Source organism: Kitasatospora sp. NPDC085895 (assembly GCF_040702125.1).
GTDB lineage: Bacteria > Actinomycetota > Actinomycetes > Streptomycetales > Streptomycetaceae > Kitasatospora > Kitasatospora arboriphila.
Genome location: NZ_JBFBJY010000142.1, coordinates 1 through 11,951, shown reverse-complemented (window position 1 = coordinate 11,951; position 11,951 = coordinate 1). Strand labels below are relative to the sequence as shown.

Sequence of the window (11,951 nt, the reverse complement as noted above, 5' to 3'; positions counted from 1 at the left end):
TCCCAGGCCCGTTTAACGACCGTGTCGCGTGCACAGACGCCCCGTCCGCCGTGCGGCCGGGCTGGGGCTGCCCCCGGCCGCACGCGCGACCCCCGACGGCACCGTGCCGAGGCCGGCATTCAGCAGCTGGTCGCCGGCGCAGGCGGGATCGAACGAGGACATCCAACAACTGCAACGGCGACAGCGCGCCACGCCGCCCCACCTATCGGGCTACCGGGTAGACCAGCAAGAAGTCCCACCATAACTCACACAACCCACGATTCCCGACGCATCACCGAGACCCCCAGCCCAGGGACTCGCAACACGGCCACACCCCGAAGAAAACGATCAAGGAACCGCAAAACACCCTAACCCGAACAACCCCGACAACCTCCCATCCCACCCACAACACCCCAGACCAACCACGACCCACAACCGATCCGATGGGGCCAGCCACAGCGGCGGGACTATCACGATCTAGAAGTCTCCTGAAAATCTTTGGTTCTGGTCCCTGTCAGCTGACGTGGGCCAGACTGGTTTCCGTGCAGGGGGACTGGGCTGGTGAGCTGGTCGGGCCGGATGTGTGGGAGACGTGCCGGACGCTGATCCCGGCCGGGAGCGTGTTCGCGTTCCTGGCCGAGCATCGGGAGGTGCTGTTCCCGAGGGAGATGTTCGCGGACATGTACCCCTCGGCAAACGGGCGGCCGAGCATGCCGCCGCAGATCCTTGCCGCGACGATCGTGCTGCAGAGCCTGCACGGGCTGTCGGACTTCGAGACGGTCCAGGAACTGCGCTGTGATCTGCGGTGGAAGGCCGCCTGCGGCCTGGGCCTTCACGACACCGCGTTCGACCCCTCACTGCTGACCTACTTCCGCCGGCGGCTGCAACGCTCGGCGGATCCGATGCGGCTGTTCACCAAGGTTAAGGAGGTCGTTGCGGCCACCGGCGTCCTCAAGGGCAAGAACCGCCGTGCGCTGGACTCCACCGTGCTCGACGACGCGGTTGCCACGCAGGACACCGTCACCCAGCTGATCGCCGCGATCCGGCGCGTGATCCGCGACGTCCCCAACGCCCAGCAGGTCGCCTCGCGGTGGTGCACCGCCCACGACTACACCGACCCCGGCAAGCCGAGGACCGCCTGGAACGACCAGCAGGCGCGGGAGACGCTGGTCGACGCCTTGGCCACCGACGCGATCAACCTGCTCGGTCGCCTGCCCGACCAGCAGCTCGGCGACGCCGCGGCCGACGCCCTCGGGCTGCTGGCCCTGGTCGCAGGACAGGACGTCGAGCCTGCCGACGGCTCCGACGGCCGCGACGGCCGGTGGCGGATCGCCCAGCGCACCGTCCACGACCGCGTGGTCTCCACCGTCGACCCCGAGGCCCGGCACATCCACAAGAACCGCACCCGCCACCAGGAGGGCTACCGCGCGCACGCCGCGTTCGAGCCCGAGGCGGGCCTGTTCACCGAGGTCGCCCTTACCGCCGGCAGCGGCGCGGACAATCACGAAGCCGCCGTCGCCCAAGACCTCCTCGCCGACGAGGACCAGGACCTGACCGTGCTCGGCGACACCGCCTACGGCACCGGCGAACTGTGCGAGGCCCTCCAAGCGGACGGCCACACCCTGGTGATCAAGCCGCCACCGCTGCGGCAGGCCGTCCCCGGCGGCTTCACCACCGACGACTTCCACGTCGACACCGAAGCCGGAACCGTCACCTGCCCGGCCGGCCACGCCAAGCCCCTCGGCCGTCCCCTCGCGAACGGCAACCGCCAGGCCCAGTTCAAGAAACTCTGCCTCGACTGCCCCCTGCGCGAGCACTGCACCCGCTCCAAGACGGGCCGCACCTTCAACGTTCACCCCCAGTACGACCTCCTCAAAGCCGCCCGGGACCAGGCCGCCACCAGCCAGGAATGGCAGGACGAGTACCGCCGCTGGCGGCCACCGGTCGAACGCGCCATCGCCTGGCTCGTCGCCCGGGGCAACCGCCGCGTCCCCTACCGAGGCGTCCTCAAGAACAACACCTGGCTCCACAACCGCGCCGCCGCCCTCAACCTCCGCAGCCTCATCAACCTCGGACTCACCCGCGCAAGCAGCACCTGGACACTGGCCCCAGCCACCGCATAACGGCAGAAGGGACCTCCCGCCCCAGGACCCCCTTCTGCCAGCAAGATCTTCAGGAGACTTCTAGGTGTACGACACCCGGTTGGACTATGTGTTGATCTTGCTGTCGGGCGTGGGCCGGTTGGCCTACGCCCGTCCGGCTGACAGGCGCCCGTCGAAGGTGATGTCGAAGGCGTTCAGGGCGGCCATCCAGCGGTTGCTCCAGCGTTGGCGGCCGCGGCCGGTGGGGTCGAGCGCGAGGGTGGCGAGGTAGAGCCGTTTGAGGGCGGCCTGCTCGCTCGGGAAGTGGCCGCAGGCGCCGGCGGCCCTGCGGTAGCGGGAGTTGAGGCTTTCGATGGCGTTGGTCGTGCAGATGATCTTCCGGATCTCGGCGTCGAACGCGAGGAAGGGGACCATCTCGGGCCAGGCCCGTTCCCACAGTCGCACGACGGCCGGGTAGGACGCCTCCCAGGTGGTGGTGAACTCGGCGAACCGCTCGAGTGCCGCGGTCTCGTTCGGCGCGGTGTAGACGGGCTTGAGGTCGCGGGCGACCGCCGCCCAGTCCCGCTTGGAGGTGTAGCGGAAGGAGTTCCGCAGCAGGTGGACGATGCACGTCTGCACCACGGTCTGCGGCCAGACCTGGGCGACCGCGTCGGGCAGCCCGGTCAGGCCGTCACAGATGAGAATCAGGCAGTCCTTGACCCCGCGGTTCTTGATCTCGGTGAGCACGGACTGCCAGTACTTGGCACCCTCGCCGCCGCTGGAGGTCCACAGGCCCAGGATGTCCCGGTAGCCGTCGGTGGTGACGCCGAGGACGACGTAGACGGGCCGGTTGGCGACCTGTCCGTCTCTGACCTTGATATTCACGGCGTCGATGAACAGGACCGGGTAGACCGGGTCGAGGGGGCGCGTGCGCCAGTCGGCCATGCCCTCCAGGACCCGGTCGGTGATGGTGGAGACGGTCTCCTTGCTGGTGGTCATGTCGTAGACCTCGGCCAGGTGCGCGACGATCTCCCCGGAGGTCAGGCCCTTCGCGGTCAGCGAGATGACCAGGTTGTCCAGGCCCTCGGTGCGGCGGGCGTGCCGGGGCACGACCTTCGGCGTGAACGTGCCGGCCCGGTCCCGCGGGACCTCGAGCGTGACCGGCCCGGCCTCGGTCATCACCGTCTTCAGCCGGTAGCCGTTGCGCGCGTTGCCGCCCTTGCGCGCCGAGCGGCCCGGCTCCGCGGTCGAGGCCAGGTGCTCGTCCATCTCGGCCTCCAGCGCCTGCTGGAGCAGGTGCCGGGTCAGCTGCTGCAGCAGTCCGCCCTCGCCGAGCAGCTGCATCCCGCCGGCCCGGGCCTGCTCGGCCGCCAGCTCGGCGACCGACGCCACCACATCCGACGCATCCGTGTTCTTCCTCGGGCCCATGCCCAGGGCCCCGGCAAGGTCGCGGAATGCCTGAGTTGTCCCCTGACTTCCGAGCCGGCCGGACGCAGCTGAGCTGCGAGGCTCGCTTCCAGAGTCAGCCGAGAAGGTTCGGACAATCCGGGCAAGTCGCGACTATGCCGGAGCCCTGCCCTCCCACCCGGCGTGACAGGCTCAGCAACAGATACGAGCACACACCGCGCTGAACCCGCAACTGGACCTGTCACATCGCAGGAAGGCCACAGCCGCCCGAACCTCGTGAATGCTTACGTCGAACCGAGGTTGACGTGCTGGTGAATCGGGATCAGCTCTCAAGCAGCACGGCGCCTGCCGTGAATCCGCCAGCTGCTCCAAACACGAGGACTTTGGATCCTGCTGTAAGCCTTCCGCCTTTCCGCGCGTGGTGCAGGCTTGCCGCAAGGCCGACCCCGTTGACGTTCCCGTACTCCTTGTAAGTATGAAACAGCTTTTCTGTGGGAATGCCGATAATCTCGCTTGTATATGATGGCATCCAGACCGTATTCTGATTGCAGATGAATGCATCGATGCCCGAATAGACCACCCCAAAATCCTCAATGACCGCGCCACACACCAGACGGGAATACTTTTCAAGTGCCGCCACCACTTCTACGCCTGATTGACGATCGAACATTACGCGCGGATTTGGCAATGGAACCCCCATGTTTCCGCTTGAGGCGTATTTCAGAGTAATCCCAGGATACAAACTTCCATCCGTGCGCCATGCGCCTGTGATCGATGCACCTTTGGATTTTCCAATAACGAAGGCCGAGGCACCGTCGCCAACCGTGCGAGCCACAGACTCGGTCATGTCGAAGACTTTTGAGTACGCAGTAGACTGCACACAGAGCACATTTTTTGCCACTCCGGACGCAATTAGTGAAGATGCAACCAGCATATGCGTTATCGCACTATTGCATAGAGTGTCAATATTCCACGATGGCGCTCTGGTAATTCCAACTTTATGGGCTACGAGTGCGGCGTTGTGAGGCTGGATCTCGTCGGGCAGGAAGGACTGGACGAGGAGGAAGTCAACATCACCGGGCTCAATACCAGCGTCCGATAGTGCGCGTCGCGCTGCCGCGGTCTCGATTTCTGATGATTTCACCCCATTGGGAAGTATCAGCCTCTCCCTGGCTCCGCGGAAGGGATCTCCGATGGTTTCCTTAAGTATCTTCACGGTCTGCGGGAACTTTGCGGGGTCCAGAACCTTCCCCGCCAGCTGGACAGTCCCCTCGACCGATACGTCTCCCCTGAGAGGATCGCTCAATCGGTGGCAGCCAGGATAGTAGCGTGAGAAGTCAGAGTTGCTAACAGTGGGACCTTCCCAGATTCCGGTACCGACTATGCCGATGTTTTCGAATTTCACAATCTCTTCCGTTCGCTTTCCTATCGCTTGAATCAGTCTCTCGAGGTGCGCGGATTAATGATGCGCTCGCCCGGCATTTATAGAAGGTCAGAAATGCCGAAGTGAAACTAGGGGCCCGATACCCAGGGATTTGTAAGCAAAGCAGGAGCCATCAGCCAGTCCCTGAGGGATCCTTTCGGCCGAGAATATGGATCGGCGACCGCGTCGCCATCCGGATCACATCTCCCCCTTTGGGGATTTCAGCGCGAATTGATTCTACTCTTTCGCAGCTCCTTCTTGTTGATTTTTCCGGGCCCGGTCTTGGGTAGCCTGTCAACGAATTCATAACTGCGGGGGGTCTTGTATGTGGCAAGGTGGTCGCGGGCGAATCGATCGAGTTCGGCGGCGGTGATAGTGGCATTAGAGGCGGCATGGGGGACAACAACAGCGTGGACACGTTCCCCCCACCGGGGATCTGGGAGACCGATGACGGCGACCTCCGCGACACTCTGATGCAAGGCCAAGGCATACTCGACTTCGGTCGAATAGACGTTCTCTCCGCCTGTGATAATCATGTCTTTGCTGCGGTCAACGAGGTGAAGGTAGCCATCGGCGTCCAGGAAACCGAGATCTCCGGTACGGACCCAGCCGTCGGCCGTAAAGGTCGCCACCGTGGTGTTCAGGTCGCGCCAGTAGCCAGCGAACGTGTTCGGACCGCTGACCTGGACCTCGCCGACGCCGTCAGAAGCGCAGTCTGAAACACGTACCTTCACTCCAGGCGCTGGGCGCCCAGCAGAGCGGAGTCGGGACATGTCGCGGTTGTCTCTACCGCATTGTGGGTTGTGGTCATCAGTACCGAGAACCGTGGCCAGGGAGAGCTCGGTCATGCCATATCCCTGAGCAAAAGAGCATGGTAGTTGCTGCATCGCTTGGCTGAGAGTGGCTGGAGACATAGGGGCGCCACCGTAGAAGAGCAGCCGCCATGACGAGAGATCAGCGGCCTGGACAGCGGCATTATCGAGCAGCAAGTGGACCATGGTGGGTACCAGCAGCGTAGCGGTGGACCGCGTAGCTTCGAGTCGCGAGCCGAAGCCCCCGGCGGAAAAGGCAGGCAGGAACGCATGGCTTCCTCCCACCAAGGTAATAGCGAACAGGGAAGCGCAGTCGGCAACGTGGAACATCGGCGCAGCATGCAGGTAACGATCTGTTGACCTGTAATTCAGGGACATCTGCACGTGATAGGCGTTGGTGACCAAGTTACGGCTCGTCAGGATCACGGCCCGGGGGGTCCCTGTGGTTCCTCCAGTTGAGAAGAGCGCGGCCGGCTCGTCTTCGCTACGCCGAATTGGCGTGTGAAGTGGGTCCGTGTGCAGGAGGTCCGAGAACAGAACAGTTCCCTCGCGGGGATCGTTGCGGTCCGAGTTGCCTGCCAGGATGAAGATTCGATTGTTTTGTGCCCTGATATCCAAGGCGAAGGTGGTGTCAGTGATTATCGCAGCCGGGTCGATCAGATCGATGTAGCGCGAGAGTTCCTCCGGTGACAAGCGCGTATTTAGTGGTGCTATGATCAGGCCGGCCATCGCGCAGGCGTAGAAGCATTCCAGGTAATCAGGATGATTGGGTAGCGCGACCGCCAGCCGGTCGCCCGGGCGCAGGCCCAATGCCAGCAGGCCAGCCGCCAACGAAGCAGTCCGCTGATATACCTGCCGCCACGTGTGCACTAGCCCGTTAGGGGCGACAGTCGCAGGCTGATCGGCTGCGATAGCCACAGCCCGCTCGATCGAGTCGAGGACGGAAAGCTCGTGGCTTGGGACGGACGCCGGTCGGGAGCTGCTTATCCTCTTCATATGATGCCTCTTGCCAGGTCGCAAGCGGCATCTGCGGTCAGGGTGTCAAGCGCGTCAGCCGCATGGCGTGCATCTGAATCCAAAGGGCGGTCTTCCACTATGGGGTCGATGGTAGACAACACGGCCAGCAGGTCTTGACCTCCCGAAGCTGCAGGATCGTGCCCACGGAGAAAGTAGGCCTGGCGCAGTGCCAGCCCGAGCATGCCTTGGATCACGCGAAGACGTTTCGTCTGCCGCAGTGCGGTCAGCGCGGCCTGGTTACCGAAGGGCACGATGTCTTGGTTATGCAGGTTAGTAGCAATGCTTTGCATGCCGGCGGGAGTGCAGTCGCGGCGCATGGCCGCGATTAGGGAAGTGGCGGAGATTTGCAGGCCGGTCAGACCGTGGCGCCGACCTGGTTCTGAGGTTAGGAGTGCCGGTAGGCCACCGTTCCGCCGGGGGTCGACGAGCAGGTCTAGTTGCCGCTCTGCCAGATTTCCCAGTTGTGTCGTAACGTTAGCAATCAGGTCTGTTGCGAAGGCGAGAGTCTGTCCGAAGAAGTTGCCGCCGTGGGCGACCTTGTCTAGGTCGGGAAAAAAGAGAGGATTGTCGCTGACCCCGTTGAGGTCGTCCTGTATGGCGCCGTTGGCCCAGGTGAGCGCGGAGACTGCAGCACCGACCAGTTGCGGGGTGCAACGTAGGCTGTAGACCTCTTGAAGAGGCCTGCCGCTAGCCACTCTGCCGGCGCAGAGTAGGTCGCGAAGCCGTTCGGCGGCCCAGCTCACCGCGGCATGACCGCTGGAGGCTGCAAGGTTGATGTCTGCGAATGAAGGGCCAGCACCAAGCAGTTCGGCAAGCCCAGCGGTCAGGTACAGCGATGCGATGGTTGAGCGCTTGGCCTGGGAGACCGCGAGTGCTGAGGCAGCTCCGGTGAGTGCGGTGCCATTGACGAGGGCTAGCGAGTCGCGACCTGTCAAGACCAGCGGAGTCAGGCCGGCTTGCCGCAGGCCTTCGTCGGCTGGAATTCGGCGCTCTGAAAGGAAGACCTCGCTGCGCCCCGTCAGAGCCTGTACCGCATGGGCTAGTGGAATCAAGTCTCCGCTAGCACCTACTGATCCATATTCTGGCACGACCGGGGCCAGCGGCGTCTCCAGAAAGGATGCTAGAGCCTCGATGGACGGCAAAGAAATCCCGGATTGTCCGCGACTCAGCGCTATCAGCCTCACCAGCAGCATGCCTCGAGCCACAGCTGGAGCTAGCGGGTCTCCCTGGCCGACCGTAAGAAAGTCGATCAGACCTCGTGCCCGCTCATCGGAATCGTGGCTGGCGATGTGATTCACCAGAGCCCCGTAGCCTGTAGTTATTCCATAGATCGGCCGGTCTCTGGCAATCTCGTCATTCACGTAGTCATGACATCGGGCAATTGTCGACCGCACGGCAGAAGGTAGGACGATCTGCAACGGATTGGCGGCAAGCTCTATGTCTTCTGCCCGGATCAGGCTGTTGACAGTTAGTGGTTCCATACGATTGTCACAATCTGGAGCGAGATCGCATTCATCGTCGGCCAGCCATTGGCCAAAAATTTTCCAGGGGGTGATTGCAAGGGATTTACCTGGTTTAAGTCATGTATCCGAATGCGCGAGGGACATTTGCTGCAGAGTCTCAACTCTGCCAGCACCCTGGATGCGCACGTCAGCGTCGTGCCGAATATCCAGAAGGGCTGGTCCGCCATACGCCATAAGACCTTCTACCAACTCGCTGGTGATCTGGCCGGGCCGGTCTATTACTGTTGCGGGGATTCCGTGAGACCTAGCCCAAAGACTGAAGTCGATGTCGGGCGAAGACCAGGCAGCAGTACGGCCGTACTGCTGCCTGTAACCGTGATACACCATGTTATAGCGGCTGTCATTGAATACGGCTGTCAGAACCGGGAGGTTATGCTTGCGCGCCACCAGGAGTTCACTTCCCGCCATTTGCATGCAACCATCTCCGCAGATGCACACCACGAGTGACGTGGGATCAGCTATGGCTCTCCCGACTGCCGATCCGATTCCAGATGCCATGCTGCCCAAGCCAAGGTGGATGCCGAAGGAGTTCACTGTACGGGCCGTTAGGTAGTGTAGGGCGAACAGCATGTGTTCGCCGATGTCCGAGACGAACCGTGCTGAAGGTCCAACTGCATGCTCGAGATCGTGCAAAACACGGTGCGGAGCCACTGGGCTGGCGGCGTCGATGGCAAAATCGGGACAGTCGAATGGTGATTCCTGAACTGCACGAGATCGGAGATCCGCGCCATATGGATTTCTAATCTGAAAGTTTCGGCTAATCGCCGCCAGATCCGCCGTGAAAGCTCTCAAGTCTGCCACGATCCCCTGTGTAGTGGGCAGTCCGCGGCCAAATACCCGGGCATCGAGGTCGATGTGGATGAGTTCGCCTCCGGGCCTTACATACTGAGTTGGTCCGATGGAGACATCGTCCAGATCGGTGCCAAGCACCAAGGCGACGTCGACCCCTTCGCTGACATAACGTCGCGCCCACCAGGAGGCTGCCATGCCACCTGAGCGCAGCGACAACGGATGGTCTTCATCCAGCACTCCCTTACCTCGTGGCGTCGTTACGAAGGGCAGTCCCAGTGTCTCGACAGACGCTTTCACCTCACTGGTGGCATTTCTACATGCGGCCCCCACCACCACAAGAGGTCGCTCTGCCCCGGCCAGGCAATGCGCTACCTTCTTGACAGTGTCGGCGTCCGCAACTGGCAGGGTGCCCTGGCTGTCCGGTGCCACTATCGCATTCGATTTTGAGATGGTTGTTGCGGCGCGATCGAGCGGCAGGACCAGGAGTACCGGGCCGTTGGCGCCAGGAGCGGTTGCAGCCGCAACTGCATACCGGGCGTACCCATATGCTGTGGACGCCTCCGGCAAGCGCAACGTCGCACGACTCACGGATCTGGCAACATTCTCAATGTCGACTCCTTCTGGTCCCATGTTCTGCAGGCATATATTCCCGGTGCTTTCCCATGCGACGTCTCCACAGAGAACTACGACGGGCACCCCTTCACAAAATGCTGCCGCCATTCCAGTGACTGCATTTGTTCCTCCCGGTCCGGCGGTGACCAGCACTACTGGAACGCGTCCTGATTGAACCCAGTAACCCATCGCAGAAAAAACGGCTGTCGTCTCATGGCGCGATTCTATAAGCCGAGTATGCGGGTGCCGGAGAACTGCATCAAACAAAGGCATCACCGGCCCTCCAGGAACGCCAAAGAAGGTATCCACGCCGGCTTCGAACAGGGCGCTTATCACTGCATCGGCTGCAATTGTCGAGGATTCCGATGGTTCAAATCCAGCGCGCATGTCACTTGCTTTTCTCATGTCGATCCTAAAGTTCATTACGGCGAGGCTCCGCGATGATCGCCGGCCTGCTGCCAGTTGCCGCGCGGATGCCAGAAGGCCATGGGTCTGGACTCATAATCGACGGCTAGTTGCCGTTGCGTGGACCCGACAGCGACCTGTTCGAGAGTGTCCGTTGGCTAGAGTTCTTGGACCTGTCTCGGGGCAGAGAAATTTTCGTCAACCAAGCAAGAATCTGGATATAACTTCAGATGCCATGTCAGTTAACACAAAATGGACGACTGAAGTAATTCCTGAGCACCCAGTCATTCCCCTGCCCAATCAATGCACAGAATGATGCTTTGGTGCTGGCTGTGCACGTTGAGATAGGTGAGGAGTCCCCAAGAATTGAAGGTTCCTAGCCGCCATTGCGATGGCCAATCCCGCCTATAGCGCGGACAGTACTGCGGGTCATCAGCGATACGCGAGAGAAGATTACTTGCTGCCAATTTGGCGGGGTCGGAAAGCATTGCATACTGCGTCGCGGCACGATGATTAAGCACGGCTCGAAAACCTGCTGCACCTTCCTCGCGGCTGTCTGCAGGTGGGCGCTGCGATGTTGGATAGGAGCCGATGACACGCAGATCCGCGCGGCATCGGATAGCCGAGATGGCGGTGGCGAGAGAATGCTCGCTAATGTGACCACGACAATCCAGCCAGAGATATCCGCGATAGGCTGCATTCTTTGCATTGAAGCGAAAGCGAACCCTCAGAATTTCCACTTGACAGGCGGCCAGTTTTCCGGCAATAGATAACAGGTTGTGAGTCGATCCTGCAAGCACAAGGCTGGTGGTATCGTCGCCAGTAGGATCAGATAGATACTCTCTGCGGGAAATCCCGACTTTAACGAAACGAGTGTGCGGTTGTGAATCTGGCGAGAGGTCAGCTGCAAGTATTCTGAGGTGATATTTTTCGGCTGCCGAAGGTGAGCAGATTGCAGCGTCGTGCGCGGCATCAGGATCCCGTAAGGTTTCGGCAGCTCTTGCCGTTGAAGATGCCGGTTGATAAGAAACTTCGGACAAGTTCTTGCTAAGCCATTTTTGTGTCTGGGCGTACGCTTGAGAATGAGTAGCGATGCGACGCACATCATGCAGTTGCGTCCCTGGCAGGGCGGCCAAAACGAAGCGGACCGGAACCCATGTCTCGCGAAGGATCCTGACTCCATGCGTGAGATGGTCAAGTGAGTCGTCGATCAGGCCCATTGAGGATTCTATGGGAATGACGGCATCCTCAGCCTGACCTGCTACCACGGAGGCAATGGCGGCCTCCACGGATGGCACTGCGATGCGCGGTGCACCCGCCGGGTCAGACAGCGCCACAAGAGCGCTCTCACAGAAGGTTCCACTTGGCCCTAGGAAGGCATGGCCGCGTCGCACAGGTCCCATGTATCAGTCTCCTTTAATCGAGCGACACTGCACCACAAATCTATTCGGAACTCGCCGGCAGTGCGTACAGCCTCGGAGCTGGTGTCCTTCCCTGCGTTCGGAGTATCACCGTTTCCAACCCTCAGACCCAACATCGCAAATTGGGGCAAATCGACCATCAGGGTTCCACCCTAATCATCTCCCCTAGAGAACCATCAGCGCGGCGTCATTTAGGTATTCTGACCGGTGGGGGCTTGATCCCGGATGTTGGGTACCAGGCGCACTCGGATCTTGATGGTCCGGGTGCAGGGCTGCGTCGTTCTCGCGATGTGTCGGTTTTGATCAGGTGATGCGGAGGGTGGCGAGGGGGCGGTTGGGGTCGCGGGCGTGATGGCGAAGGCCTGCGGCGATGTTCTGCCTGCCGGCCAGCCTCGATCGTTCACGCGCGCGCGCCGGCATGAGGGGTTCGGCTGGGCTGTCCGGTTCCTGATGATTCGTCCTGCGGTGTGATGCTCGCT

7 protein-coding genes are annotated in these 11,951 nt (G+C 61.6%); 1 reads left to right on the top strand and 6 read right to left on the bottom strand.

Annotation, left to right across the window (positions count from 1 at the left end):
• The first annotated feature begins 422 nt into the window (after positions 1-422).
• Entirely contained in the window at positions 423-2,102 is a 1,680-nt protein-coding gene (locus AB0442_RS40185; RefSeq protein WP_366168471.1) for an IS1182 family transposase, read from the top strand.
• Positions 2,103-2,225: 123 nt separating this feature from the next.
• On the opposite strand, the gene AB0442_RS40180 is transcribed toward AB0442_RS40185, so the two are convergent.
• From AB0442_RS40180 to AB0442_RS40155, 6 genes are all read right to left on the bottom strand, one after another.
• A complete protein-coding gene (locus tag AB0442_RS40180; RefSeq protein ID WP_366168472.1) occupies positions 2,226-3,404 on the bottom strand; it encodes an IS256 family transposase in 1,179 nt (392 codons plus the stop codon).
• Positions 3,405-3,789: 385 nt separating this feature from the next.
• The gene (locus tag AB0442_RS40175) at positions 3,790-4,872 is read right to left on the bottom strand and encodes a 3-oxoacyl-[acyl-carrier-protein] synthase III C-terminal domain-containing protein (protein WP_366168470.1); all 1,083 of its coding nucleotides are present in this window, start codon (positions 4,870-4,872) and stop codon (positions 3,790-3,792) included.
• A 239-nt stretch (positions 4,873-5,111) separates the two neighbouring features.
• Positions 5,112-6,698, bottom strand: coding sequence for a class I adenylate-forming enzyme family protein (locus tag AB0442_RS40170; protein WP_366168469.1), 1,587 nt, complete (start codon positions 6,696-6,698; stop codon positions 5,112-5,114).
• On the bottom strand, positions 6,695-8,200 hold the full coding sequence (locus tag AB0442_RS40165; RefSeq protein WP_366168468.1) for an aromatic amino acid ammonia-lyase: 1,506 nt from the start codon (positions 8,198-8,200) through the stop codon (positions 6,695-6,697). Before AB0442_RS40165 ends, AB0442_RS40170 begins: the two co-directional genes overlap by 4 nt.
• Positions 8,201-8,299: 99 nt before the next feature.
• The gene (locus tag AB0442_RS40160; RefSeq protein WP_366168467.1) at positions 8,300-10,069 is read right to left on the bottom strand and encodes a thiamine pyrophosphate-binding protein; all 1,770 of its coding nucleotides are present in this window, start codon (positions 10,067-10,069) and stop codon (positions 8,300-8,302) included.
• A gap of 266 nt (positions 10,070-10,335) precedes the next feature.
• Complete coding sequence (locus AB0442_RS40155; RefSeq protein WP_366168466.1) at positions 10,336-11,454, bottom strand: prephenate dehydratase domain-containing protein; 1,119 nt, start codon at positions 11,452-11,454, stop codon at positions 10,336-10,338.
• Positions 11,455-11,951: the final 497 nt, after the last annotated feature.